The 24,265-nt window shown below is 64.9% G+C and carries 24 protein-coding genes and 1 tRNA gene; 13 read left to right on the top strand and 12 right to left on the bottom strand.

Annotation, left to right across the window (positions count from 1 at the left end):
* Positions 1 to 102 precede the first annotated feature (102 nt).
* Positions 103 to 3,291, top strand: a complete 3,189-nt coding sequence (gene ileS, locus C451_RS09585; protein WP_007740088.1) for an isoleucine--tRNA ligase — start codon at positions 103 to 105, stop codon at positions 3,289 to 3,291.
* On the opposite strand, the gene prs is transcribed toward ileS, so the two are convergent.
* Both prs and C451_RS09575 read right to left on the bottom strand, forming a co-directional pair.
* A complete protein-coding gene (gene prs / locus C451_RS09580) occupies positions 3,288 to 4,130 on the bottom strand; it encodes a ribose-phosphate diphosphokinase (protein WP_007740086.1) in 843 nt (280 codons plus the stop codon). The two genes, ileS and prs, sit on opposite strands and share 4 nt — an antisense overlap.
* Positions 4,131 to 4,151: 21 nt before the next feature.
* Entirely contained in the window at positions 4,152 to 4,937 is a 786-nt protein-coding gene (locus C451_RS09575) for an HVO_0234 family beta-propeller protein (protein WP_007740085.1), read from the bottom strand.
* A 394-nt stretch (positions 4,938 to 5,331) separates the two neighbouring features.
* Between C451_RS09575 and glmM the strand changes: the two genes are divergently transcribed.
* Positions 5,332 to 6,690, top strand: coding sequence for a phosphoglucosamine mutase (gene glmM / locus C451_RS09570; protein ID WP_007740084.1), 1,359 nt, complete (start codon positions 5,332 to 5,334; stop codon positions 6,688 to 6,690).
* On the opposite strand, the gene C451_RS09565 is transcribed toward glmM, so the two are convergent.
* Together C451_RS09565 and hisI are read right to left on the bottom strand one after the other, a co-directional pair.
* Positions 6,691 to 7,815, bottom strand: a complete 1,125-nt coding sequence (locus tag C451_RS09565) for a DUF7118 family protein (RefSeq protein ID WP_007740083.1) — start codon at positions 7,813 to 7,815, stop codon at positions 6,691 to 6,693.
* Positions 7,808 to 8,185 (bottom strand): phosphoribosyl-AMP cyclohydrolase, encoded by a 378-nt coding sequence (gene hisI / locus C451_RS09560; RefSeq protein WP_007740079.1) that lies wholly within the window; start codon positions 8,183 to 8,185, stop codon positions 7,808 to 7,810. Before hisI ends, C451_RS09565 begins: the two co-directional genes overlap by 8 nt.
* Positions 8,186 to 8,333: 148 nt before the next feature.
* Here hisI and C451_RS09555 point away from each other — a divergent pair, with 148 nt between their 5' ends.
* Positions 8,334 to 9,557 carry an inorganic phosphate transporter gene (locus C451_RS09555; protein ID WP_049913072.1) on the top strand — a complete coding sequence of 408 codons (1,224 nt, stop codon included), beginning with the start codon at positions 8,334 to 8,336 and terminating at the stop codon, positions 9,555 to 9,557.
* Between the two features lie 6 nt (positions 9,558 to 9,563).
* Here C451_RS09555 and C451_RS09550 read toward each other — a convergent pair whose 3' ends face one another.
* The 6 genes from C451_RS09550 to C451_RS22055 form a co-directional block, all read right to left on the bottom strand.
* Positions 9,564 to 11,516 (bottom strand): carbon starvation CstA family protein, encoded by a 1,953-nt coding sequence (locus C451_RS09550; RefSeq protein WP_007740076.1) that lies wholly within the window; start codon positions 11,514 to 11,516, stop codon positions 9,564 to 9,566.
* A gap of 84 nt (positions 11,517 to 11,600) precedes the next feature.
* On the bottom strand, positions 11,601 to 12,566 hold the full coding sequence (locus tag C451_RS09545) for an ArsA family ATPase (protein WP_049913071.1): 966 nt from the start codon (positions 12,564 to 12,566) through the stop codon (positions 11,601 to 11,603).
* A 13-nt stretch (positions 12,567 to 12,579) separates the two neighbouring features.
* The gene (locus tag C451_RS09540) at positions 12,580 to 12,876 is read right to left on the bottom strand and encodes a hypothetical protein (protein WP_007740074.1); all 297 of its coding nucleotides are present in this window, start codon (positions 12,874 to 12,876) and stop codon (positions 12,580 to 12,582) included.
* 113 nt (positions 12,877 to 12,989) lie between these two features.
* Positions 12,990 to 13,397, bottom strand: coding sequence for an SRPBCC family protein (locus C451_RS09535; RefSeq protein ID WP_007740073.1), 408 nt, complete (start codon positions 13,395 to 13,397; stop codon positions 12,990 to 12,992).
* Between the two features lie 14 nt (positions 13,398 to 13,411).
* Positions 13,412 to 13,732, bottom strand: coding sequence for a hypothetical protein (locus C451_RS09530; RefSeq protein ID WP_007740072.1), 321 nt, complete (start codon positions 13,730 to 13,732; stop codon positions 13,412 to 13,414).
* A 543-nt stretch (positions 13,733 to 14,275) separates the two neighbouring features.
* Positions 14,276 to 15,265 carry a hypothetical protein gene (locus C451_RS22055; protein ID WP_152420456.1) on the bottom strand — a complete coding sequence of 330 codons (990 nt, stop codon included), beginning with the start codon at positions 15,263 to 15,265 and terminating at the stop codon, positions 14,276 to 14,278.
* A gap of 140 nt (positions 15,266 to 15,405) precedes the next feature.
* Between C451_RS22055 and C451_RS09525 the strand changes: the two genes are divergently transcribed.
* Positions 15,406 to 15,585 (top strand): hypothetical protein, encoded by a 180-nt coding sequence (locus C451_RS09525; protein ID WP_007740071.1) that lies wholly within the window; start codon positions 15,406 to 15,408, stop codon positions 15,583 to 15,585.
* 50 nt (positions 15,586 to 15,635) lie between these two features.
* Complete coding sequence (upp, locus tag C451_RS09520) at positions 15,636 to 16,310, top strand: uracil phosphoribosyltransferase (RefSeq protein WP_004054081.1); 675 nt, start codon at positions 15,636 to 15,638, stop codon at positions 16,308 to 16,310.
* 96 nt (positions 16,311 to 16,406) lie between these two features.
* Here the strand turns inward: upp and C451_RS09515 are convergent, their stop codons facing one another.
* Positions 16,407 to 17,162 (bottom strand): 23S rRNA (uridine(2552)-2'-O)-methyltransferase, encoded by a 756-nt coding sequence (locus tag C451_RS09515; RefSeq protein WP_007740070.1) that lies wholly within the window; start codon positions 17,160 to 17,162, stop codon positions 16,407 to 16,409.
* A gap of 99 nt (positions 17,163 to 17,261) precedes the next feature.
* Between C451_RS09515 and C451_RS09510 the strand changes: the two genes are divergently transcribed.
* The 7 genes from C451_RS09510 (at position 17,262) to thsB (ending at position 22,527) form a co-directional block, all read left to right on the top strand.
* Positions 17,262 to 18,005, top strand: a complete 744-nt coding sequence (locus C451_RS09510) for a DNA polymerase sliding clamp (RefSeq protein ID WP_007740069.1) — start codon at positions 17,262 to 17,264, stop codon at positions 18,003 to 18,005.
* 148 nt (positions 18,006 to 18,153) lie between these two features.
* The gene (locus C451_RS22625) at positions 18,154 to 18,294 is read left to right on the top strand and encodes a hypothetical protein (RefSeq protein WP_161605859.1); all 141 of its coding nucleotides are present in this window, start codon (positions 18,154 to 18,156) and stop codon (positions 18,292 to 18,294) included.
* A gap of 239 nt (positions 18,295 to 18,533) precedes the next feature.
* A complete protein-coding gene (gene ilvA / locus C451_RS09505) occupies positions 18,534 to 19,745 on the top strand; it encodes a threonine ammonia-lyase (protein ID WP_007740068.1) in 1,212 nt (403 codons plus the stop codon).
* Between the two features lie 35 nt (positions 19,746 to 19,780).
* Positions 19,781 to 19,984 carry a hypothetical protein gene (locus C451_RS09500; RefSeq protein WP_007740067.1) on the top strand — a complete coding sequence of 68 codons (204 nt, stop codon included), beginning with the start codon at positions 19,781 to 19,783 and terminating at the stop codon, positions 19,982 to 19,984.
* Between the two features lie 26 nt (positions 19,985 to 20,010).
* Positions 20,011 to 20,091, top strand: a tRNA-Ser gene (locus tag C451_RS09495).
* A gap of 163 nt (positions 20,092 to 20,254) precedes the next feature.
* Complete coding sequence (locus C451_RS09490; protein WP_049913070.1) at positions 20,255 to 20,656, top strand: DUF7383 domain-containing protein; 402 nt, start codon at positions 20,255 to 20,257, stop codon at positions 20,654 to 20,656.
* A gap of 218 nt (positions 20,657 to 20,874) precedes the next feature.
* The gene (thsB, locus tag C451_RS09485) at positions 20,875 to 22,527 is read left to right on the top strand and encodes a thermosome subunit beta (protein ID WP_007740063.1); all 1,653 of its coding nucleotides are present in this window, start codon (positions 20,875 to 20,877) and stop codon (positions 22,525 to 22,527) included.
* A 162-nt stretch (positions 22,528 to 22,689) separates the two neighbouring features.
* Here the strand turns inward: thsB and C451_RS09480 are convergent, their stop codons facing one another.
* Positions 22,690 to 23,535 carry a hypothetical protein gene (locus C451_RS09480; RefSeq protein WP_007740062.1) on the bottom strand — a complete coding sequence of 282 codons (846 nt, stop codon included), beginning with the start codon at positions 23,533 to 23,535 and terminating at the stop codon, positions 22,690 to 22,692.
* A 98-nt stretch (positions 23,536 to 23,633) separates the two neighbouring features.
* Here C451_RS09480 and C451_RS09475 point away from each other — a divergent pair.
* Positions 23,634 to 24,265, top strand: a 632-nt coding sequence (locus C451_RS09475; RefSeq protein ID WP_007740061.1) for an ornithine cyclodeaminase family protein, incomplete at its 3' end; no start/stop codon positions are given.

Below are 24,265 nucleotides of genomic sequence, written 5' to 3'. Positions count from 1 at the left end.
GCCGGTTTGAGTCCGTTCCGGTCAGCGGACCGCTTCGCGTGGGTTCGACAGGCCGGTCTGCACAACCGAGGCTCCTTTAGTCCCTGCACGGGTAGGCGAGCCATGAGCAGGTTCGAGCCGGTCGCGGACCGCTACGACCCCGATGCGGTCGAGGGCCGCGTCTTCGAGCAGTGGGACGAGACCGACGCCTACCGCAAGACCAAGCAACACCGCGCCGACGGCGAGGACTTCTTCTTCGTCGACGGGCCGCCCTACACGTCGGGTGCAGCCCACATGGGGACGACGTGGAACAAGACCCTGAAGGACGCCTACATCCGGTATCACCGGATGCAGGGCTACAATGTGACCGACCGGCCGGGCTACGACATGCACGGGCTGCCGATCGAGACCCGCGTCGAGGAGAAGTTGGGGTTCGACAACAAGAAGGACATCGAGGCGTTCGGCATGGAGCCGTTCATCGAGGAGTGCAAGACATACGCCGACGAACAGCTCGACGGACTCCAGTCGGATTTCAAGTCCTTCGGCGTCTGGATGGATTGGGAGAACCCCTACAAAACCGTCGACCCCGAATACATGGAGGCGGCGTGGTGGGGATTCGCACAGGCTGCCGATCGTGGTCTCGTCGAGCAGGGCAAGCGTTCGATCACCCAGTGTCCCCGGTGTGAGACGGCCATCGCGAAGAACGAGGTCGAGTATCACGAGGTCGAGGACCCCTCGATCTACGTCGAGTTCCCGCTCCGCGAACGCGAGGGAAACCTCGTCATCTGGACGACGACGCCGTGGACCGTTCCCGCCAACGAGTTCGTCGCGATCGACGAGGACGTCGAGTATCGGAAGGTCCGTGCGGAAAGGGACGGCCAGGAGGAGGTGCTCTATCTCGCTGCCGAAGTCGTCGAGGAAGTCCTGAAGAAAGGTCGCTACGACGACTACGAGGTACTCGACGAGCTCGATGGCGAGGAAATGCTCGGCTGGGAATACGAGCATCCGCTGGCCGAGGAGGTACCCGACCGGCCCGACGGGGAGGGCGTTGGCGAAGTCTACCACGCCGATTACGTCGAGGTCGATAGAACCGGTCTCGTCCACTCCGCGCCCGGCCATGGTCAGGAGGACTTCGAGCGCGGCTCGGAGCTCGATTTACCCATCTTCTGTCCCGTCGGCGGCGACGGCGTCTATCTCGACGAGGCTGGCGAGTACGCCGGCGAGTTCGTCCGGGACGCAAACGAGGGAATCATCGCCGATCTCGACGAGCGCGGACTGCTGCTCGCCGAGGAAACCTATGCCCACGATTACGGCCAATGCTGGCGCTGTGACACGGATATCGTCTTCCTCGCCACCGATCAGTGGTTCGTCACCGTCACCGACGTGAAGGAGGAGATGCTCGACAACATCGAGGACTCCGAGTGGCATCCCCAGGAAGCGCGCGATAACCGCTTTCGGGACTTCATCGAGGGCTCGCCCGACTGGAACGTCTCCAGACAGCGCTACTGGGGGATCCCCGTCCCCATCTGGACGCCCGAGGACTGGTCCGGCGAGATGGACGACGTAGTCGTGATCGGCACACGCGAGGAGCTCGCCGAACGCGCCGACCAAACCGTCGACCCCGACGAGGTCGATCTCCACCGTCCGACCGTCGACGATCTCACGATCACCGAAGAGGGGACGACCTACACGCGCGTTCCGGACGTCTTCGACGTCTGGCTCGATTCCTCGGTCGCGTCGTGGGGAACGCTCGACTATCCCCAGGAGGAGGGCGAGTTCGAGGAGCTCTGGCCCGCCGACCTCATCATGGAGGCCCACGACCAGACACGGGGCTGGTTCTGGTCGCAGTTGGGGATGGGGACGGCAGCGCTCGGCGAGATTCCGTACAAGGAGGTGCTGATGCACGGCTACGCCAACATGCCTGACGGGCGGGGGATGTCGAAATCGAAGAACATCACCGTCGAGCCCCAGGAGGTCATCGACGAGTACGGTGCGGACCCGATGCGGCTGTTCCTCCTGTCGGTGACGCCACAGGGCGACGACATGCGCTTCTCGTGGGACGAGACCGAGACGATGCAGCGCAACCTCAACATCCTCTGGAACGTCTTCCGCTTCCCCCTCCCCTACATGCGCCTCGACGGGTTCGATCCCACCGAGGTCTCACTCGACGACGTGACTCTCGAACGGGAGGACGAGTGGGTGCTCTCGCGGCTGCAAACCGTCGAAGGGGAGATGACCGACGAGTGGGAAGACTTCCGGCAGGACCGCGCGCTGCACGCACTGCTCGATTTCGTCGTCGAGGACGTCTCGCGTTTCTACGTCCAGAGCGTGCGCGAGCGCATGTGGGAGGAAGCCGACAGTCCCTCGAAGCGCGCCGCGTACGCGACCTTCTACCGCGTGCTCCGGGAGGTCGTCGCACTGCTCGCACCGTATGCCCCGTTCGCCGCCGAGGAAATCTATGGGACGCTCACCGGCGACGACGAGTTCGACACGGTCCACATGTGTGACTGGCCCGAACCCGACGAAGAGCTCCGCGACGAACCGCTCGAACGCGAGGTCCGGGTCGCCCGCGGCGTCGAGGAGGCCGGCTCGGCCGCGCGCCAGCAGGCCGAGCGCAAGCTCCGCTGGCCGGTCACGCGCGTCGTCGTCGACGCCGAGAGCGAGGCGGTCGCCGACGCGGTGGAGTCCCAGTCGGCGATCGTCGCCGACCGGCTCAACGCGAGGACTGTGGATCTGATCGGTCCCGACGAACGATGGGGCGAACTGCGATACAGCGCCAGCGCGGACATGAGCGTGCTCGGACCGGCGTTCGGCGATCGGTCGGGCGACGTCATGACCGCGCTCAACGAGGCACGAGTCGAAGAACCGACGCTGGACGCGCTCGAAACGGCCGTTTCGGACGTGCTCGATACACCTGTCGAACTCACGAACGAGATGGTCGAGATCGTCACCGAGACGCCCGACGGGGTTGCTGCCGACACGTTCGGTGCGGAGGGTGGCGGCACGGTCTACGTCGATACGACGCTCACCGAGGACGTCGAGAGCGAGGGCTACGCGCGCGATGTCGTCCGGCGGATCCAGGAGATGCGAAAGGAGCTGGACCTCGACCTGGAGGCCGAGATCAGGGTCGAACTCGACGTCGCCGACGATCGCGTGGCGGAGTTCGTCCGCGAGCACGAGGCACTCATCGGCGAGGAGGTCAGGGCTGCGGCGTTCGGCGACGTCGCGGACGGCCACCGACGCGAGTGGGAGATCGAGGACACGACTGTGGAGATCGCCATCGTGCCGGTCGCCGAAGCGCGGGCGGACTAATCGAGCGCGGCGGCGACGGCCGGCGCGACGCTGACGGCGCTCTCGGCGCACTCGATCGTGTCCGTCCCGTAGACGGTCGCGACGCCGGCGCGCGCGAGGCGCGTTCTGGCCATGCCGGCGAAGACCGGATGGACGCAGGTGACGAACACCCGGGCGTCGTCGCTGAGATGTGAGACGGCTCCAGCCATCGTCGAGCCGGTGGCAACGATGTCGTCGACGAGCACGACGTCGCGTCCCGTGACGTCCGCCGTGTGCGGTTCGAGTTCGACGTCCGTGCTGCTGTGACGGGTCTTCTCGAAGTGGTCCGTTTCGCCCGTTCCGTAGGCGTCGCGGACTGTTTCCGCGAGCTCGATCGCACCCGCGTCGGGGGCGATGAACACCGGGTCGTCGAGATCTGGCAGGGGGTTGGCGAGCTGTCCGGCGGCGTCGACGGTGGCACAGGGAACGTCGAAGAAGTCACCGACGGATTCCTCGTGAGGGTTCACGGTGACGACATGGTCGGTGCCGGTGCTCAGTGCGCGCGCGACCGCGCGAGCCGAGACGGGCTGGCCGGACTCGAAGGCTCTGTCCTGACGGGCGTAGCCCATGTAGGGGATCACGGTGACGATCTCGCTTGTGCCCGCCTCGCGGACGGCGTCCTGGAGCTGGAGCGCTTCGATGTGGGCGTCGCTCGTCGCGGTCGAGCAGACGACGATCGCGCGTTCGGCGTCGAATCCCGGCACCGCAACCTGCAGCTCGCCGTCGGGAAAGCGCTCGTAGGTCGTCTCGGCGAGTGGCTCGTCGAGCGCCGTCGCGAGCGCGCTGGCGAGCGATTGGGAGCCGGAGGCGCTGACGATCATGTGTGCTCCTGTGACGGCCAGTTAAACCGGGTTTCGATCCGCCGCGACGAGCGCGTGTGGCTCGCCGATCCCGAGGGGGTGATCGCGCCAGCCGTCGTCGGTCCCGACGAGCAGCGTTCCGTCCGTCGCGACGGCGTAGACCAGTCCCGCGTACGCGACCGCTGCGATCGGTTTTCCGATATCGATGGTTCGCCACTCGTCGCCATCGTGGGTGTAGAAGTCGTCCGTCGTCGCAGCGTGTGCTCGCTCGCCGTCGATGTCGGCGCTTACCGTCCGGAAATCGCCGTCGAGATCGTCCATCCAGCCGTTGCCGAGGCGGTAGAGTCCAGTGGCCGTCGCAGCCCGTGGGACGCCGTCCCCGACGGCGACGTCGCGGACCGCGTCGAGACCCGCGCGGGAGAGGCCGTCGTCCGTGAGCCGGTAGACCCCACCATCGGTGGCGAGTAGGTCGCCGTCGATCGCGTGAACCGTCTCGACGGTGTCCACGTCGTGCCATTCGTCGTCGATTCGGTGTGCGACCCGTCCGTCTGGGGCGGCGGCGACGAGTCCATCGTGGAAGCCGACGGCCGTCGCCGGGCCGAATCCCGACTCCGCGAGCGAGTTGCCGATCAGTACGTCCTCGTCGGTGGCGACAGCTAGCTTTTCGTCGAACGCGAGGTCGTGGACGGAGCGGCGATCGCGGAGTTCGATCTCGCCCACGCGCTCACCGGCGACCGAGACGCGGGTGAGGCCGATGTCGCTGGCGACGAACAGCGCTGTCGACTCGGTGTTCGCGCCGTGGACGCGCTTTTCGTCGATGCTGCTCATGCCCGGATGCGCACGCCGAACGGCGAAAGCGTTCCGGCGCGGCCGCGCCGGCGGCTGCGGTGCGGTGCCTGGTGGATGAAGGGCGAGGCGCGCGAGCGACCGCAGGGAGCGAGTAGCGAACGGAGTGAGCGCGCGCCGAGGGCTTCGGCGGAGGCGGTGCTGTGCGGACGGATGGGTTGATGTCCGCGCGAGTGAAACGAGCGCGGTTCACGAGAGACGCAAAGCGCCTCTCTGGCTCTCGTTCACTCCCTACGGTCGTTCACGAGAACACCGCGAGTGAGCGGCAGTTTTTGGTCCAGATTTTGCAAGGGGTTGAGCGCGCGAAGCGCGCGATCCCCCGCAGCAAAAAGGTGGGTCGGAAGCGATTTGTGAGTCGGGCCGTCAGGTGACTCGAATGCAACTGTTCGGGTCGAGTGGGATTCGCGGGGTCGCGAACGAGGAGGTGACGCCGACGCTCTGTCTGCGGATCGGGCTGGCTGTCGGGACGCTCGTCGATGGACAGGCGGCCGTCGGGCGAGACACGCGCGCGACGGGCGAGATGCTCGCCGACGCGACGGCGAGCGGGCTCGCGAGTGCCGGCAGCGACGTCGATCGGCTGGGTGCGCTGCCGACGCCGGCTCTGCAGTCGTACGCCGAGCGCGAGGGGGTGCCGGCGGTGATGATCACCGCCTCGCACAACCCGCCACAGTACAACGGGATCAAACTCGTCGGCAGCGATGGTGTCGAGTTCGGCGTCGACCGGCTAGAGCGGGTCGAGGAACTGCTCGACGACGGGACGTTCCAGCACGCTCGTTGGGACGAAACGGGGAACACCCGGCGGGTGACGAGCGCGCGCCGCGAGTATATCGAGGAGGTCGTCGCGGCCGTCGATCGCGAGCGCATCGCCGCGGCCGATCTCACTGTGGCGCTCGATCCCGGACACGGGGCGGGGTCGCTCACGAGTCCGGAGCTGTTCAGGAAACTCGGCTGCGAGGTCCACACGGTCAACGCACAGCGCGACGGGAGCTTCCCAGGGCGCGATCCCGAACCGGTGCCGGAACATCTCACGGACCTCGGTCAACTGGTGCGCGCGACCGACGCCGACGTCGGCATCGCCCACGACGGCGACGCCGATCGGGCGATCTTCTTCGACGAGTACGGGCACTACATCGAGGGCGACGCGACGCTCGCGGTGCTGGCCGACGCGACGCTCGACGACGGCGATAGCACCGTTTCGGCGGTGACGGTCTCACAACGACTGGTCGACGTCGCCAGCGAGGCGGGCGCGACCCTCGAACTCACGCCCGTCGGGAGCACGCGTATCATCTCGCGGGTTCGCGAACTCCACGACGACGGCGTTTCGGTGCCGATCGCCGGCGAGGGCAACGGTGGCGTGCTCTTTCCCGACCACCGCCTCGCTCGCGACGGCGCGTACACCGCCGCTCGCTTCCTCGAACTGCTCGCCGATCGCTCGGCGAGCGCGGTCGTCGAGGCGGTCGGTGGCTATCACAACGTGCGGACGACCGTCGGCTACGAGAGCGACGCCGACCGTGCGACGCTGCTCGCCGCGGCCGCAGCGTACGCCGACGAGAGCGAGGGCGAACTGAACGACACCGATGGCTACCGACTCGACTTCGGCGATGCCTGGCTGCTCGTCCGCGAGAGCGGCACCGAACCGCTCGTGCGCATCTACACCGAAGCGCGCACCGAAGCGCGCGCCCACGAACTCGCCGACGGCATCGGCGACCGACTCGATCGCGCGCTCGACGGCTGATCAGGGGCCGGGATGGGATGAGAGCGCCTCTACGAGCCGCTTACGATCCGCTCTTGCACTCGCCAGTTCGTCCTCGACCGTGCCGGCGGCGAGACGCTCGCGTTCGCGCTCCGTGAGCTCTTCGCGAGCCGTCGCGGCGCGCTGGAGCTGTCCGTAGCGCTCCTCGCGGGTGAATGCACGGAGCTCGTGGAGGGTTTTCACCACGTCGTCCGGCGCGAACCGGCCGACGACCGAGACGAGTTCGTTCAGGCGGAAGCGACAGTCGAGGGCGGGCGGCGGTGGCCAGCCGATCTCGAGCGCCGTCGCGTCGAGCCCGTCGAGATAGCTCCGATGGATGGCGACGTTCTTCCGGAGTCGTTCGGGATCGTCGACGTAGTGGGCGAGCTTCGACGGCGAGTAGTCGGCGTAGTCGAGCAGCTGCGTGAGCGATTCAGTACCGACGGGGCTCGTCTCGACGTACTCGCGGAGGTCGTCCGGCGGCGAGCGAAACTCCACGAGCGGGTACTGTTCGGTGCGCTCGACGAACCGGAGGACGTCGCGCGCGCTCGCCTCGTTCCTGAACCGTCGAAACGCCGCCCTGACCCGTTCGTTGTAGTTCTCGACGGGTTCTCGAAGCTCGGCGATCGGCGCATCGAGATCGACGTTCGAGAGCGAGGCGAGGCGCTCCAGTTCGGCGATCTCCTCGTCGAGTTCGTCGCGGCGGACGACCGCGTGCCGGCGCGCCTCCCGATAACGCTCGCGGCGTCGTGCACGCTTGCCGAGCAGTTCGACGCGGTCGGCGACCGGCGTGAGTTCCTCACGGGCGGCCGCGAAATCGCTCGCCGAGAGTCGACGCTTGTCGAAACGATCGTTCGCGTCCTCGAACGCCGACCGCAGGGGTATCTCGTCGTCGAGCGAGTCGACGAGTTCGTCGAACGACTCCTGAAACTCGATGAACCCCTCGAAATCGCCCGTGCCGGTGGCGCGATCCTCGTAGCTATCGAGCAATGTCGTCGCGCGGTCGTGGGCGTCGGCGAGCGTTTCGAGTTCTGCCTCGCCGTGTTCGGCGATCTCGGCGTCGATTTCCTCGCAGGACTCGTGTGCCGCGGCGAGCTCCTCGGCGAGTTCGGCCGTACTCTCAGTCATACACTGCGTCGGGATCGAAGACGCGCTCGCCGACGGTATCGCCGTCGAGCGTGCGGTAGAAACAGCTCTCGTGGCCGGTGTGGCAGGCCCCGCCCTCCTGGCTGACGCGATAGAGGAGCGCGTCGCCGTCGCAGTCGACCCGTATCTCCTCGACGTGCTGGACGTGACCGCTCGACTCCCCTTTCTGCCAGAGCTCGTCGCGGCTGCGGGAGTAGTAGTGGGCGAACCCCGTCTCGCGGGTGCGCTCGACGGCCTCTGGGGAGGCGTGGGCGACCATCAGCACCGCCCCGGAGCTCGCGTCCTGGGCGACGACCGTCACCAGCCCGTCGTCGCCGAAAGCGACGTCGACGGCCGATTCCGTCCGGCTCATGGCCCGGACTGGCCGCCTCGCGCGCATAGGTCTTTTGTGTCGCCGAGCGACAACGCTTTTTCCCTCCGCGGAAAATCATGATAATGGTCGGCATGTGTCGATGTTCGTCGGTCGTCGGAGCGTTCGCGCGGACAGTATGGTTCTCGGGATGCCACCGGTGACGATCGTCCTCCAGGCGTCGGCGTCGCTGCTCGTGGCCGGCGCGGCGGTGCTCGCGAGCCTCGGGATGGCGTGGGCGCTCGGTGCCTCGTCGAACTCGCCACCCTTCGCCCCGGCGGTCGGCGCGAACGCGCTCCCGACGATGCGTGCGGCCTTCTTCATCGGGACGTTCGCCGCGCTCGGCGCGCTCGCACAGGGCGGCAGCATCTCCGAGACGGTCGGCAAGGGGCTCATCGACGGTGTTTCGATCTCGCCGCTGGCCGCGATCGCCGCCCTCCTGACGGCGGCAGGGTTCATCGCGATCGGCGTCCGCACCGGCTACCCCATCCCTGCGGCGTTCGCCACGACGGGTGCGGTCGTCGGTACAGGGCTTGCCCTCGGCGGCGCGCCCGCCTACGACACCTACCAGCGACTCGGCCTGTTCTGGGTGGCGGTGCCGTTCGTCTCAGCGACGATCGCCTACGTAACGGCGACCCTACTGCGCCGCGAAGACGTCCCCGAGGAACTCAGCGTGTCGCTTCTCAGCGCCGTCGTCGGCTTCGTTCTCGCGAACGTCGAGTTTACGTTCATCCCTGCCGCGAGCGGGACGGGGACGCTCGCGGACTACCTCTCGCGCTTGCTCGGCGGCGCGCCGGCGCTGTTCGGGTCGTACGACGCGTTCGCGTTCGGTACGAGCCTCGTGGTCGGTGTCCTAGTCTTCGTCTTCGTACGCCGCGAGATGCGTCGCTCGGTGGACGCCGGCATCAGGAAGTTCCTGATCGGTCTCGGTGCGATCGTGGCGTTCTCCTCCGGCGGCAGCCAGGTCGGGCTCGCCACCGGCCCGCTGGAGCCGCTGTTCGACTCGTTCGGAACGCCCGGGATCGTCCTGCTCGGGCTCGGGGCGCTCGGCATCCTCCTCGGTGCCTGGATGGGATCGCCACGCCTGCTCCAGGCCGTCTCGCGCGAGTATTCACAGCTCGGCGTTCGGCGATCGATCGCGGCGCTGATCCCCGGCTTTCTCATCGCCCAGACCGCCATCGCGCTCGGGATCCCGTTCTCGTTCAACAACGTCATCATCGGCGGCGTCATCGGCAGCGGTCTCGTCGTGGGCTCGGCGGGCGTCTCGTCGCGCAAGATCGGCTTCACCGTGCTCGCCTGGCTCGGCACGCTCGTCGGAACGCTCGGCGTCGGATTCGGCCTGTATCGCGGGCTGGCGCTGGTCGTCGGCGCGTAACGCGGTTCAGTCGTCGCCCGGCTCACTTCCGGAAGACTCGCTTCCCTCGTCTTCCGACGTCTGCTCGCGGCTTCGCCGCTCGCCCGGCTCGCGGGAGCGAAGCTCCCGCGCCGTTCGAGAACCGTCGGTTCTCTCACCCCCGTCGGCGACGGCGGTGCCCGCGTCGCCACGGACGTTTCTGACGTTGGTGACGCCGAGATAGAGCAGTCCCAGCGTGAGTCCGACGAGTACGAGTGCCACCACACTCTGGAGCGCGAGCGATGCGGCCGCGACCGTCCCGCCGGCCTCACCCGCGAGGATCGTCTGTGGATTGCGGACGACGCCGATCCACAGCAGTGCGACGATCGTGACGCCGATCATGAACACGAGCGGCACGCCCGTGCTGATGAGCTGCTTGTTGTCACTCCAGTTGGCGAGCCAGACCGTCGCGACCAGCAGTGCGAGCGCGGCGAGCGTCTGGTTCGCACCGCCAAAGAGCGGCCAGATGTTCTCCCACGTGCCGCTGGCGACGAGCGCGTAGCCACCGATCGCGAGGATGCCGGTGCTCACGTAGCGGTTGACCGCGAGCTCCTGGGTGCTCGTCTCGGGCGTGCCGACGATCTCTTCGAGCATGTAGCGACCCAATCGCGCCGCGGTGTCGGTGCTCGTCAGCAGGAAGCTCGCGAACACCAGCCCGATGAACGCCGCCGCCGCGAGCATCGGGATGCCGAGCGCCGTGAGCAGCGCGCCACCGCCGGCCGGGAAGGTAACGAGCGCCGCGTCGAGCGATCCAGTCGAGGTGGCGATGATCGAGACCGCGATGACCGCCGTCACCGCGAGCAGTCCCTCGCCGAGCATCGCACCGTAGCCGATCGGTCGGGCGTCGCTCTCCCTGTTCAACTGCTTGGCCGTCGTCCCCGAGGAGACCAGCGAGTGGAAGCCGCTGATCGTCCCGCAGGCGATCGTGACGAACAGGAACGGGAAGATCGGGCCGAGCGCGGGGTGGACGAAGCCGGTGAAGGCTGCGATCTGGGTTTCGAGCGAACTCACCGTCACGTCGATGCCCGCCGCCGGCACCACGACGTCCACGGGAGTGAAGCCGATGATCGAGCCGACGATCACCGCGAGCAGCATGCCGCCGACGCCGGTGTAGAGCAGGCTCGACGTGAGGAAATCGCGCGGCTGGAGCAACACCCACACCGGGAGCACGCTCGCGGCGAACGCGTAGAGGACTGTCACGAGAATCCAGGCGGCCACGTTCGGATTGATCGCTCCCGCAAGTGGTAGCCAGTCGAGCGCGCTCCCGAACAGGACGATCGTGCCGGCGGGCAGCCCCTCGCGGGCGGCCAGCGCGATCGGGTATTCGAGCCCGACCCAGACGCCGGCGAACACCGCCGCGACGAACACCACCGCTCCCGGAAGGAAGGGGAGGTTCAACTGGTAGAGATAGATCCCGAAGACGACCGCGAGCGCGATGTAGAGCACCGACGCCGTCGCCGCCTGCGGGAACGCGTCGAAGATGCTGCCGATGAGGAAGGCGAAGGCCGCGATGACGAGGATGATCGTCAGGAACGCGAACCAGAGCAGCATATCCTTGCCCCGCTCGCCGACGTATTCGCCGATGATGTAGCCGATCGACTTTCCCTCGTGGCGCATGCTCGACGACAGCGACATGAAGTCGTGGACCGCGCCGAAGAGTGGGTTGCCGACGGCGATCCAGAGGATCGCCGGCAGCCAGCCGAAGGCCGCTGCCGCAGTGATCGGACCGGCGATCGGCGCACCGCCGGCGATCGACGAGTAGTGATGCCCGAGCAGTACCGACCGCTGTGAGGGGACGTACTCCTGGCCGTCACGATACTTGTGGGCCGGCGTCTCGCGATCATCGTCGAGATCGACGAACCGCGCGAGATAGCGTGAGTAGCCGACGTAGCCGATCGTGAACGTGACGAGCGTCAGGAGGACGAGCCAGAGTACCTGCATGGTAGTTGTCCACAATAAACAATGGAAAACGACGACTTAAACGTTGGCCTCGGTATCGACGATCACACCCCGGAAGAATCGCGGTCAGGGGGTCGGTTCGGTCGCGACTTCGATGTCGAGTTCGGCCGCGACCTCGGCGAGCAGATCGCCCTTGATCTCGGCGACGCGGGTCTCGATCGTCCCACGCACCGGCGGGGCGAACTCCTCGCGCACGGTCGCGACGCGCTCGCGCTCGTTCGCACAGCGTTCGCGGAGATAGCGCGCGCCACGACCGTCCTCGTCGCCGTCGGGCTCGGGCGTCAGGCGATTGATGAGCAATCCGCCAACCGAGAGGCCGTACTCGTCGAGATCGTCGAGCGCGCGAGATGTCTCGCGCAGCGAGAGCTCGTCGGGGTTCAGCACGAGGAAGAAGGTCGCCCGCTCGCGGAGCGCGTGCCCGGCGAACTCGAACATCTCCTTTCGCTCGCGCAGGCGCTCGATGATCGGATCGTCCTCGATCCGCCGGCGGGCCTCGCGATTGCCGATGGCCGCCCGCTCGTAGAGATCGATGCTCTCGGTGCGCTTGTCGATGAGGCGGGCGATCCAGTCGTCGAGGAACTCCGGCAGCGAGAGCAGACGGAGCGCGCCGCCCGTCGGCGCGGTGTCGAAGACGACGCGGTCGTGATCGCTGTCACGCATCACGTCGATGAACCGGTCGAACAGCGCGGCCTCGTACGCACCGGGCGTCTGATGGGCGAGTTCGATCTGTCTGTCGATCTCGTTGACCATCGCGGGGCTCACCTGGTCGGCGAGCGCGCGCTTGGTCTCCAGCAGGTGTTCCGAGACCTCCTCGTCGGGATCGATCTCCATCGCCGAGAGCCCGTCGTGACCCTCGACGGAGCGGGGTTCGTCGCCGAACTCCTGATCGAACACGTCGGCGGTGCTGTGGGCCGGATCGGTCGAGACCACGAGCGTGTCGAGGCCTGCCTGAGCGCATTTGAGTGCGTACGCACAGGAGACGGTGGTCTTGCCGACGCCGCCCTTGCCGCCGAAGAAGACGAACTCCCTCACGTTTGCCACCGCATCAGAAGTGGTACTGCTGGCCCTTGCGCTCGATGAGCGTGTCGCGATCCCAGAGCCGGCGCTCCCAGCCCTGGAACTCCTCGGCGAGGTAGGGGAGCAGTTCGGCGGTGTAGTAGGAGACGGGGCTCGGGATCCCGAAGGCGTCGGCGAAACAGGCGAGCATGAACACGTCGTCGGTGTCCTCGGCCTCCTTCTCGATCAGCTCGAACGCCGGTCCCTCGATCATCCCGTGATAGAGCCCGTGGAGCCACTCCTCGACGATCTCGCGGTACGTTGCGATGCGGTCTGCGAGCGCCATGACACGAGAACGACTCGCACGCACTTAAACGACCGCCGACTCGGCGATCCATCCGTTCAGCAGGTACAGCCGGTCGCGGAGGGCGAGCACTCGAACAGCATATCATTCGACCCTCACTCCACGTCGTCGGCGAGCCGGGAGAGTGCCCGCTGGAGCTCGCCGCGGCGCTTCCAGGCGGCCACGCGGTCGGTGAGGATAGGAAGGGGAAGGCCCGAACTCACTCGTGAGCGCATCCGGACGCTGGTGCCCTGGTCCTTCGGCTCGTACGTGATCGTCGTTTCGAGCGTTTCCAGCGGGCCGTCGCCGCGCTGTTCGTAGGTCAGCCCCTCATCATCGAGTTCGAAGGCGAGTGCGAGTTCGACTCCGCGCGAACCGGCGATGACGAGCCAGCCCTCGTCGGTGTCCTCGACCTCGTAGACGGTGAAGCTGCCCTCGTATTCGACGAGCGACCGCGGTGTGAGCGCGCGCTCGACGGTCGCCGGCGTCGCCCGGACGAACCGCGACGCGCTGACCTCGCGCATACAGTTCCCACGAGTCAGGGCACCAAAAACGGCAGCGATAGCAGCGCGAGCAGCGCCAGGAGGACGGCGGCCGCGTAGATCAGCCGACGGAGGCGTCGCTCGGGCGGTATCTCGCCGCGTAGCTCCGGGCGCGTCGTCAGCACCATCTGATGGTAGGCAGTACCCGTGGCACACACGAAGAGGATCGTCGAAACGGCGATCGAGATCGGTAGCGAGAGCCCGAGCGCCAGCAGGTAGATGGGCCCGTACGAGAAGCTCACGAGGAAGGCGAGCGACGAGACGACGAGAAACGGCACCGGATCGACCGGCGTCCCGTGGCGGTTCGTGAGCTTCATACTGATGATTGGTACCAAGACTGTATAACCCGCTGGTCATTTTCACGCTATCAGGAAATACATGTAGAAAAGACAAGGTGAGCATGCGACTCCTCGTATCCAGTAGAACTTGTTCTGTGTTACTGAAAATATCTTCTGTCTCGTATTTCAATTGGTTGTGGCTACTCTAGCAGATCCGGCTTAGCAAAATTCGTAGAGGCGAGTCTGTCGAGGACGAGAATCAACTTTGTTCACGAGCTCCCGAAAGTGAATCTCGCAAAACAACCAATTGTCTGGAACACGCTTCATCGACTGTGCGTCAACTTGGCTATAAGTGTCGTAACGTTCTAGTCGCCATGTTCCGTACTCGGCACCTCGGTTGCACATTCCACATTGCTGAGTAGCCCCGTCATCAGTCACGCTTTCAAAACATCCTTCACACAGTCTTATCCGTCCTGGCTTCTCAAATCTGAGATGGACGACATCGTATTGAGTCGTTCTACTACCACATATCGCACATAACTGGCGAGCGTGCAATAGTTGTGTACTCGACCTCTGAGACACTTAGAATTCACTTAGGGTGGTATCGGGTTGTAATCCCCTATCAATTGTGGCTATACTGTTGTCTCCATCATAACAGAGCGCACCTGACGCATCAAGGGATTGAAGATGATTGTCAATATCTCTCTCGCGAATATTGGTTAATTCGGCCAGTTGGTTCACCGTCAATTCTTCGTGTTCACATACTAATTTCCGTATCGTTTCCGTTTGCTGAATTCGGTGCTGCCAATCGGAAGCACGATCTGAATTTCGCTCATACCTCCTCATTTTTCGAACATCACGTTGAATCTTGCTCATATCATTGCTGATCTCTTCTAATGGACTATTTGACCAAATCTCATCAGATTCTGAGCGAGCAATGAGTGAACTAAAGTCAACTGATTTTTCGAATGTCTGTTTTTCACCAAAACGTGTTTCGCAAGTAATTGTATAGTCAATTACCGAAGAAGCGTCATGTTCTTCTAAATATTCCTGGATCTCTCCTATACCTAATAGCCAATTTCCTCCATCTACAACTACTGGGAATCCATAATCTTCGCCGGGTGGCAAACTTGGAATTCGCCATATCCGTGTCTCGTTTCCAATATCCCATTTTGCTTCAACATCATATGCTGGACCGTTCCCTGTATTTCGTATCTGAAACTGAGCCGAAGCAATATTGAAGGGTGCAACTTCTCCTGTAATATATGGTGTGAATTGCTGTTCCATTAGAGATTCTTGATTTTCCTGTATGTTCGTCTGTCGTCTCTGAATCTGCGTCTGTCTGTCGTACAGCAATAGCAATCCAAATGATAGAATAACCGAGCCAATACCACTTGCTATCTGAGCGAAATTTGGGCTGGATAGGGGGAGTGAGTATGCAATCCAATTTGTTATTCCTAACCACTCCAAAACTGCCCAGATAATCAATAATATGACGAATCCATAAGCTAGCAGGATTGGAAGATTACCACGGATTTCATTCAATATTGTCCTGAAATCATCCTTTGGCATCAGACTCACTATGCAACGTATACTATCCGGCTAACTTCAATTGATGGGGGTTAATTTCTAACAATCATCTGATGTGGCACGCGGGTTTTGTGCACAGCCTTGTCGAAAAGGCTATTTTCTCGCGCCTACCATCGCAAATGATGGCTTCGGACGGTGATATCCGCGTCCTGCTCGTGCTCGATCTGCTGCTCTCGGCGGTGTTCGGCACGGTCGTCGTGTGGGGGCTCTCGCTGCTCGGCGTGCTCGCCTTCTCGCTGCGGACGGCGGCGCTCGCGACGCTGGTGGTCGCGCTCGTCACTTATCTGGCCGTGCTGCGTTGAGGCGGTGGCTGATGAGATGATTTTATACGCGCGGGGGAACCCGCTCTACCATGCCCATCTCCGAGCGCGATTCGGCGTCGCTCATCACGCACGCACTGGCGCGAGACACGCTCTCACGACTGCGAAGCGCCGACATGGAACAGGTCGCCTTCCGGAAAGGACTCGTCAAACTCGGCCGCATCTGTGGCTACGAGATCATCGACGGCGCGATGGAGACCGAGTACGTCTCGATCACGACGCCGCTGGCCGAGACCACCGGCGAGCGCGTCAAGGGTCTCGACGACGTCGTCATCGTCAACGTCCTCCGCGCGGCGACGCCGTTCGTCGAGGGCCTGCTGAAGGCCTTCCCCCGGGCCAAACAGGGCGTCATCTCCGCGGGACGCGACGAGGAGGCCGGCATGACCGACGGCGAGTTCCCCATCACCATCGACTACACCAAACTCCCCGAAATCACCGCCGAGGACACCGTGATCGTCGCCGATCCGATGCTCGCCACCGGCTCGACGATGTGCACGGTACTGGAGCACGTCCTCGCCGATGCGCCAGAGCCCGAGGATCTGTTCGTCCTCTCGGCGGTCAGCGCGCCCGACGGCCTGCTTCGGGTCGGCGAACGGTTCCCGGAGGCCGACCTCCTCACCGTGAGCATCGACGAACGTCTCGACGAGAACGGCTTCATCGTCCCGGGGCTCGGCGACGCCGGCGACCGTGCGTTCCGGACCCAGTAATCGACCGCATGCATTCGATTCCGCCGACACGAACCCCTTCGTTTCGACTGGAGATCGAACTATCGCGACGATCGCCGATTCGAGGGCTGTGCGGCCTCAGTCGACGCGCTCGGCGAAGCCGAAGCGCGGTTTCACGTCCGCGATGCGTACTTGCACTCGGTCGCCCTTCTCGGCGTCGGGGACGAACACGGTGTACTCGTCGATCTTGGCGATCCCGTCGCCCTCCTCGCCGGTGGCGGTGATCTCGACCGTCAGTTCGTCGCCGACCTCGACCGGGGCGGTCATGCGACCCTTGCCGACCAGGTAGAGTTCGGAGGACTCGTCGCGCGAGGCGTCGGGTCGCACGGTCCGGACGTACTCGAACGCCTCCTCGATGTCGGCCTCCAGATCGTCGAGATCGCGGCCGTCGAACACCTTCACGACGAGATCGCCGCCCGGCGTGAGAACCTCGCGAGCGACATCGAGGGCTTGACGGGCGAGATGGACCGAGCGCGCGTGATCGAGGTTGTACTCGCCGCTCATGTTCGGGGCCATATCGGAGAGCACGACGTCCGCCTCGCCGACGTCGGCCTTCAACTCCGCTCTGACGTCTTCGTCGGTGAGGTCGCCACGGCGGGTCTCGACGCCGTCGATCGCCTCGATGCGCTGGCGGTCGACGCCGACGACGCGACCCTCGGGTGCGCGCTCGGCCGCGACCTGGAGCCAGCCGCCGGGTGCCGCGCCCAGGTCGATGACGGTGCTGCGGTCGGCGAAGAGATCCGCCGTCTCGTCCAACTGCTGGAGTTTGTAGGCCGACCGTGAGCGGTAGCCCTGCTGTTTTGCCTTGTTGTAGTATTCGTCCCGGCGCGCCATCCCGCGTGACTACTCTACGGGCGCGTAAACGCCCTTCGCTCGGTTCGTTCGACGAGTCGAACGCACATCTTTTATAACCCGGCTGGTCGTACCGGAGCCATGTTCAACGCCATCGTGAGTGCGGGGACGCTCAGAACGGCCCTCGACTCCGTCAGCGTGCTCGTCGAGGAGTGCAAGCTCCACCTCGACGACGACCAGATCGCCATTCGAGCCGTCGACCCAGCGAACGTCGGAATGGTCGATCTGACTCTCTCGGCCGACGCCTTCGAATCGTACGAGGCCGACGGCGGCGTCATCGGCGTGAACCTCTCCCGACTCCAGGACATCGCGGGCATGGCCGGCAGCGACGATCTCGTCCACCTCGAACTCGACGAGGAAACCCGCAAGCTCCACATCTCGATCGACGGGCTGGAGTACACGCTCGCGCTCATCGATCCCGAATCGGTCCGTCAGGAGCCCGACATCCCCGACCTCGACCTCCCGGCGAAGATCGTCCTCGAAGGTCGCGACATCAATCGTGCGGTCAAAGCCGCCGACATGGTCTCCGATCACATCGCCCTCGGCGTCGCCGAGGACGCCGAACAGTTCTACGTCGACGCCGAAGGCGACACCGACGACGTCCACTTCGAACTCGATACCGAGGACCTCATCGACCTCACCGTCGGTCCGGCCCACTCGCTGTTCAGCCTCGACTACCTGAAGGACATGAACAAGGCCATCCCCGGCGACGCCGAGGTCACGATCGACCTCGGTGAAGAGTTCCCCGTCAAACTCCACTTCGACGTCGCCGAAGCCGACGGGAGCGTCACCTACATGCTCGCACCGCGCATCCAGAGCGACTAGAAACCCACTTTTTTACAAGGGGTCCTCGCGCTCGCTCACTCTGTTCGCTCGCGCTCAAACCCCTTCCAAAAACCTGGACTAAAAAACTCCCGTTCACTCGCGCTTCGCGCTCGTTCACGGTGAACCGCGCTCACGTTCGTTCGCACGGATGCCACGCATACCACACCGCACAGCACCCGTCTCCACACCGTCGAAGCCCTCGGCACGCGCTCACTTCGTTCGCTACTCGCTTCCCTACGGTCGCTCGCGCGCCTCGCCCTTCATCCGCCAGGAGAGCAAGCTCTCCTGAGCCTCGGCTCGCGTCGCTCGCCGAGACGCCAGGGACCGCACAGCGCCGCCACCGCAACTGCACCACGGCCGCGACCGCAGCCGCGGCCGCCACGGCACCGCGGCCAACACGTTCACTTTCACTCCGCTTTCCGGACATTGATGAACACCCGCGACGGAGCATCGGTGCGTCACACGCTTCGGCGGCCCTCCACCGCCGCTTCCAGCAAGAACTATACCGCCGAGCGACGGAATCGTCGTATGCTCGGTCTCGACGATATCCGTGAGGCGCGCGAGCGCGTCGACGGCGTGGCCCGCCACACGCCGCTCGAACACTCCTACTCGTTCTCCGATCTCTCGGGCGCGGCGGTCCATCCCAAACTCGAAGTGTTCCAGCGCACCGGCTCGTTCAAGATCCGCGGCGCGTCGAACCGCATCGCCACGCTCACCGACGAGGAGCAGGCGGCGGGCGTCGTGACCGCGAGCGCGGGCAATCACGCTCAGGGTGTGGCGCTCGCGGCCACGCGCGCCGACGTCGATAGCGTGGTCGTGATGCCCGAACACGCCCCGATCGCGAAGGTGAAAGCGACGCGGAGCTACGGGGCCGAGGTCGTCCTCCACGGCGAGGACTACGATGCGGCCCAGGCCCGCGCCCACGAGATCGAGGCCGACGAGAACCGGACCTACGTCCACGCGTTCGACGATCCGACCGTGATGGCCGGTCAGGGGACGATCGGTCTGGAGATCGTCGAGGACTGCCCGGACGTGGAGACCGTCGTCGTCCCCATCGGCGGCGGCGGACTCATCGCCGGTATCGCCACCGCAGTCAAAGCAAGATCACCCGATACGCGGGTCGTGGGTGTCGAAGCCGAGGGCGCGTCGAGCGTCGCCCAGTCGCTCGAAAAGGGATCAGTTCAGGAGCTCGACGGCGTCGACACGATCGCCGACGGCATCGCGACGCGCCGGGTCGGCGAGCGGACGTTCCCGATCATCGAGGAGCGCGTCGACGAGGTCGTCTCGGTCTCCGATCCCGATATCGCCGTCGCGATCACGACGCTACTCGAACGCTCGAAGACGCTCATCGAGGGGGCCGGTGCGGTGCCGATGGCCGCCATCCTCGCCGAGGCGTTCGACTATAGTCAGGACGAGGTCATCGTTCCCGTTCTCTGTGGCGGCAACATCGATCTCAACATGCTCCGGACGGTGATCATGCGCGGACTGGTCGAATCGGGCCGCTATCTCCGCTTTCGGACGACGCTTCCCGACCAGCCCGGGTCGCTCGAACGCCTGGTCGAGATCATCGCCGACGAGCGTGCGAACATCTACGCCATCCAGCACGATCGCACCTCCCGCGACAGCGGCATGACCGCCACCGAAGTCGCGATCGATCTCGAAACCCGGGGCGAAGAGCACGTCGCGACGCTGCTCGACGCGCTCGAAGCCAACGGCTACGCACCAGAGGTGCTCGTCTGAGTGGCTCACGCCGATATCGCGGCGCTCGCGGACTGATGCGTCCGCGAACGAAAGCGAGCCTGCTGTGGGGTGCGGTCGGCGCGCTCGCCTTCCTCGTGCTCGCGCAGGGCTACGAACTCGTCGCTGCCCCCGGGATCAGCCTGCTGGTCAAACTCGCCATCGCGGCGATCGTCTGGATCGTCGCCAGCGGAGCGAGCTACCTGTTCGAGGGCTGGCTGGCCCGGAGCGAAAGGTCTTAACCCGCGACTCCGGTAGTTACGAACGAGCCGGGATGGCCGAGTGGTAAGGCGCACGCCTGGAAAGCGTGTTCCCTTTGGGATCCGGGGTTCAAATCCCCGTCCCGGCGCTTCTGCGAGGAACGGACGTGACGAGCGAAGCAGAGCAGGGAGCGGCTTCGCTGCGACCGTGTTTCTATGAGAAACGGAACGAAGCAGGACTGGTGGGTTCATTTTCGCGCGAAAGTCGATCCGGACCGTAGGTTTAATCCCGTGACCGACGAGTGTCGAGTGATGAGCGACACCCGGACCCGTGCGAACTACGCGCTGCTCGACTTCCAGGAACATCTCGGCGAGAGTTCCGACGGACTCGATGTACCCTGGGCCGAGTTCGTCGGAAACCATCGTTCCTCCACAGAGGAGTTCACCGTGCCAGCCGAGTCGGCCACGGAGGCGTATCTCGAATGCCAGCTGTTCGAGGTCGGAAGCTACGGCCACGAGATCGTCGTCAATGGCGACGCGCTCACTGGGTTCGACATCCCGCCCGCACCGGGCTGGCAGTATTGGATGGACCCCATCACGGGTGCGGATCTCGAAGCTGGCGAGAACACGGTCCGGTTCGTGCGCGATGCCGACACCCGTGACGATTTCGTCGTGGGGTCCGTCGTCGTCCACTGGAAAGAGCCGATCGAGTGATTCGTCGGGATATAAACGCGTCCCGCAACGGCCGTCTCGATCGATGAACTAGTGTTAACGCCTATCACGCAGTGGGCGATACGGGCGTCGAGCCGGCCGGTTCGCCCTCACTGCCTTCGTTCGAGCGTGTGACGAACCCCGGAACGGATAGCTGCTTTTATATAGAAGCACATTCAATCGTCCGGTGAATCATGAGTCAGCGAATGCAGGGCCAGCCCATGATCATCATGGGTGACGACTCCCAGCGCGTCAAGGACGAGGACGCACAGTCGCACAACATCGACGCGGCGCGGGCAGTAGCGGACTCGGTCCGATCGACGCTCGGGCCGAAAGGGATGGACAAGATGCTCGTCTCCTCGATGGGCGACGTCACCGTCACGAACGACGGCGTCACCATCCTGACGGAGATGGACATCAACAACCCGACCGCCGAGATGATCGTCGAGGTTGCCGAGACACAGGAGGACGAGGCCGGCGACGGGACGACGACCGCCGTCGCGGTCGCGGGCGAACTTCTGAAGAACGCCGAGGAGCTCATCGAACAGGACATCCACCCGACGGCGATCATCCGCGGGTTCCATCTGGCCAGCGAGAAAGCCAGAGAGGAGATCGGCAACGTTTCCGAGGAGATCGACGCCGACGACACCGACCGGATCAAGAAGGTCGCCGAGACCTCGATGACGGGCAAGGGCGCGGAGCTGAACAAGGAACAGCTCGCCCAGCTCATCGTAGACGCCGTCCAGAACGTGACCGTCGAGAACGACGCCGGCGAGAGCATCGTCGATCTCGAGTTCGTCAACATCGAAACCCAGACCGGCGAGTCCGCGAGCGACTCGGAACTGCTCGACGGCGCGGTCATCTCGAAGGACCCGGTCCACGACACGATGCCGACCGACGTCGAGGACGCCTCGGTGCTCCTGCTCAGCGAGGCCGTCGAGGTCGAGGAGGCCAACGTCGACTCGCAGGTCAGCCTCTCCGATCCCGACCAGCTCCAGCAGTTCCTCGATCAGGAGGACGAACAGCTCAAACAGAAGGTCGAACAGATCAAAGAGACCGGCGCCGACGTCGTCTTCTGCCAGAAGGGCATCGACGACCTCGCCCAGCACTACCTCGCCAAGGAAGGCATCCTGGCCGTCCGCCGCGCGAAGAAATCCGACATCGAGTTCCTGAAGGAAGTGCTCGGTGCCTCGATCGTCTCCGACCTCAACAGCGCCACCAGCGCCGACCTCGGCACCGGCTCGGTGACGCGCGACGAGGACGAGGAGCTGTTCTACGTCGAGGGCGACCAGTCCCACGGCGTGACGCTTCTCCTCCGTGGCTCGACCGACCACATCGTCGACGAGCTCGAACGCGGCATCACCGACGCGCTCGAAGTCGTCGCCCAGACCGTCTCCGACGGGCGCGTGCTCGCCGGCGGCGGCGCGGTCGAGGTCGAAGTCGCCGCCCGCCTGCGCGAGTACGCCGACTCCGTGAGCGGCCGCGAGCAGCTCGCCGTCGAGACGTTCGCCGACTCGCTCGAACTCGTTCCCCGAGTGCTGGCCGAGAACGCCGGCCTTGACTCGATCGACACGCTCGTCGATCTCCGCTCGGCCCACGAATCCGGCGACGAGCAGGCTGGCCTCAACGTCTTCGACGGCGAAGTCGAGAACACCTTCGAGGCGGGCGTCGTCGAACCGGCCCACGCCAAAGAGCAGGCGCTTTCGAGCGCCACCGAGGCCGCGAACCTCGTGCTCAAGATCGACGACATCATCTCCGCCGGCGACCTCACGACCGAGGGCGACGGCGACGAGGGCGGCCCCGGCGGCGCACCCGGCGGTATGGGCGGCATGGGTGGAATGGGCGGTATGGGTGGCATGGGCGGCATGATGTAAACCCACTTTTTGCATCACTCGCGGGCCGAAGGCCCGCGAGTGATGCAAAAACTTGGGGAAAAACCGCACCGCAACCGCAAAACCGCACCGCGACCGCACGAACGCTGTTTTCAATCTCATCTCAGTAGCTACGGCAATCCTAGTCGGGTGTGCCGTCGATTCTCATCCGACCGTTCGATTCTGACCGTCCGCCGTCGGTGTGGTTCGATTTTTCGCGGTTGCGACCCACGACGGCCGCTCGGGCGTCCCGGTCGTGTTAATGGCGACGAGTCGGTTCTCCGTGATGCTCTTCGTGACGGCCGAACTGGCGGGAGCTTGCCGAACCGTCGAATATTCGCGAACGACGCCGCGCGAATCGACGAGCAGTCTCACGCTCGTGTTGGGCTGCCGTCTCGTGTCGATGGTCCCGTTGACGTGGTAGAGCGTCGTCCCGTTCTCGCTGCGGCGATCGGTGATCGTCGTGTTGCCGGTGTCGAGCGCCCCGAGAATCGTCGGAAGCGTTCCGAGCGCGAACTGCATTCCCGTCCGTCTGCCCGGAGGATGGCTGTAGGTCGTCGTCCCGTTCGCGAACGTCTGCTGGACGAAATAGTTGCCGTCGTTCGACCACGCCACGATGCGCGTCGGGATCGATCCACGCTCCGTGGCGAAATACGGGCCGCTGCGATTTGACACGTAGCGAACCGCTCCCGTCGCTCCCACTCGCAGCGTTCCGGTCGTTTGGAGGATCGCCGAACCGTTCGCGGCCAGCGCCGTGGAACTCGATCGCTGGGTGAACGACCGGTTCTGGAGGAACGAGCGATGGGCGGCGATGAGCGCACGCGGGTCCTCGATTCCCCGCTTCGTGACGCCCGGGGCCAGTTCCGGCATCGGCGTGGGCGTCGGCTCGTCGGTCGGCACCGCGGCCGGCGTAACCGTTTCGGCCGACTCGTCGCTCCCGCCGAACACGCCGGAACAGCCGGCGAGAACGACCAGTACCGACAGCAACACCGCCACGGACGTTCGTCGCATGGGTTCCGTTCACAGCCATCGTGACAAATACTTTGTCGTCGGCATACGCCCCCTTCCGGAGGTGGTGGAGTTAAGACGGCGGCGCAGATACCGCCGGCATGGAAACAGTTCTGCTGGATCGCGAGGGGGTCGACGCGAACGCGCGGATGGACGAGGTCATCGACGCCGTTGGCGACGCGTTCGCGGCCTACGAACGCGGCGACGCGCTGATGCCGGCGAAATCCTACATCGAACTCGATCGGTACAACGGCGACTTCCGCTCGATGCCGGCCTACATGGATGCCGGCGAGTGGGACGCCGCCGGCATCAAATGGGTCAACGTCCACCCGGACAACCCCGAGAAGTTCGATCTCCCCACTGTGATCGGGACGATGATCTACTCGGACCCCGAGACTGCCGTCCCGCTCGCGATCATGGACGGCACCGAGCTCACGATGAAACGCACCGGTGCCGCGGCCGCCGTCGCCACCGATCGACTCGCCATCCCCGAGGCGCGGAGCATGGGGCTCGTCGGCGCGGGCGTCCAGTCGTACATGCAACTGGAGGCGATCGCCGAGATCCGCCCGATTGAGGAAGTCGTCGTCTCCGATCTGGATAGCGATGCGGTCGACGCGTTCGTCGATACCTTCTCGGATCGGTTCGACGTCCGCGCCGGCTCGATCGCCGAAGCCGCCGCGTGTGACGTCCTCTCGACGGTGACACCCAGCACGGAGCCGATCGTCTCGCGAGC

This window comes from Halococcus thailandensis JCM 13552 (assembly GCF_000336715.1).
In the GTDB taxonomy this organism is placed as follows: Archaea; Halobacteriota; Halobacteria; order Halobacteriales; family Halococcaceae; genus Halococcus; species Halococcus thailandensis.
Note: the sequence above shows the minus strand (reverse complement) of the source record. Positions and strands in the feature narration are given on the sequence as shown.

Excerpts from the sequence above, each read along its gene's own strand:
- ileS (WP_007740088.1), top strand. The coding sequence starts at position 103 with ATGAGCAGGTTCGAGCCGGTCGCGGACCGCTACGACCCCGATGCGGTC.
- prs (WP_007740086.1), bottom strand. The coding sequence starts at position 4,130 with ATGATCGTCAGCGCCTCCGGCTCCCAATCGCTCGCCAGCGCGCTCGCG.
- C451_RS09575 (WP_007740085.1), bottom strand. The coding sequence starts at position 4,937 with ATGAGCAGCATCGACGAAAAGCGCGTCCACGGCGCGAACACCGAGTCG.
- glmM (WP_007740084.1), top strand. The coding sequence starts at position 5,332 with ATGCAACTGTTCGGGTCGAGTGGGATTCGCGGGGTCGCGAACGAGGAG.
- C451_RS09565 (WP_007740083.1), bottom strand. The coding sequence starts at position 7,815 with ATGACTGAGAGTACGGCCGAACTCGCCGAGGAGCTCGCCGCGGCACAC.
- hisI (WP_007740079.1), bottom strand. The coding sequence starts at position 8,185 with ATGAGCCGGACGGAATCGGCCGTCGACGTCGCTTTCGGCGACGACGGG.
- C451_RS09555 (WP_049913072.1), top strand. The coding sequence starts at position 8,334 with ATGCCACCGGTGACGATCGTCCTCCAGGCGTCGGCGTCGCTGCTCGTG.
- C451_RS09550 (WP_007740076.1), bottom strand. The coding sequence starts at position 11,516 with ATGCAGGTACTCTGGCTCGTCCTCCTGACGCTCGTCACGTTCACGATC.
- C451_RS09540 (WP_007740074.1), bottom strand. The coding sequence starts at position 12,876 with ATGGCGCTCGCAGACCGCATCGCAACGTACCGCGAGATCGTCGAGGAG.
- C451_RS09535 (WP_007740073.1), bottom strand. The coding sequence starts at position 13,397 with ATGCGCGAGGTCAGCGCGTCGCGGTTCGTCCGGGCGACGCCGGCGACC.
- C451_RS09530 (WP_007740072.1), bottom strand. The coding sequence starts at position 13,732 with ATGAAGCTCACGAACCGCCACGGGACGCCGGTCGATCCGGTGCCGTTT.
- C451_RS22055 (WP_152420456.1), bottom strand. The coding sequence starts at position 15,265 with ATGCCAAAGGATGATTTCAGGACAATATTGAATGAAATCCGTGGTAAT.
- C451_RS09525 (WP_007740071.1), top strand. The coding sequence starts at position 15,406 with ATGGCTTCGGACGGTGATATCCGCGTCCTGCTCGTGCTCGATCTGCTG.
- upp (WP_004054081.1), top strand. The coding sequence starts at position 15,636 with ATGCCCATCTCCGAGCGCGATTCGGCGTCGCTCATCACGCACGCACTG.
- C451_RS09515 (WP_007740070.1), bottom strand. The coding sequence starts at position 17,162 with ATGGCGCGCCGGGACGAATACTACAACAAGGCAAAACAGCAGGGCTAC.
- C451_RS09510 (WP_007740069.1), top strand. The coding sequence starts at position 17,262 with ATGTTCAACGCCATCGTGAGTGCGGGGACGCTCAGAACGGCCCTCGAC.
- C451_RS22625 (WP_161605859.1), top strand. The coding sequence starts at position 18,154 with ATGCCACGCATACCACACCGCACAGCACCCGTCTCCACACCGTCGAAG.
- ilvA (WP_007740068.1), top strand. The coding sequence starts at position 18,534 with ATGCTCGGTCTCGACGATATCCGTGAGGCGCGCGAGCGCGTCGACGGC.
- C451_RS09500 (WP_007740067.1), top strand. The coding sequence starts at position 19,781 with ATGCGTCCGCGAACGAAAGCGAGCCTGCTGTGGGGTGCGGTCGGCGCG.
- C451_RS09490 (WP_049913070.1), top strand. The coding sequence starts at position 20,255 with ATGAGCGACACCCGGACCCGTGCGAACTACGCGCTGCTCGACTTCCAG.
- thsB (WP_007740063.1), top strand. The coding sequence starts at position 20,875 with ATGATCATCATGGGTGACGACTCCCAGCGCGTCAAGGACGAGGACGCA.
- C451_RS09480 (WP_007740062.1), bottom strand. The coding sequence starts at position 23,535 with ATGCGACGAACGTCCGTGGCGGTGTTGCTGTCGGTACTGGTCGTTCTC.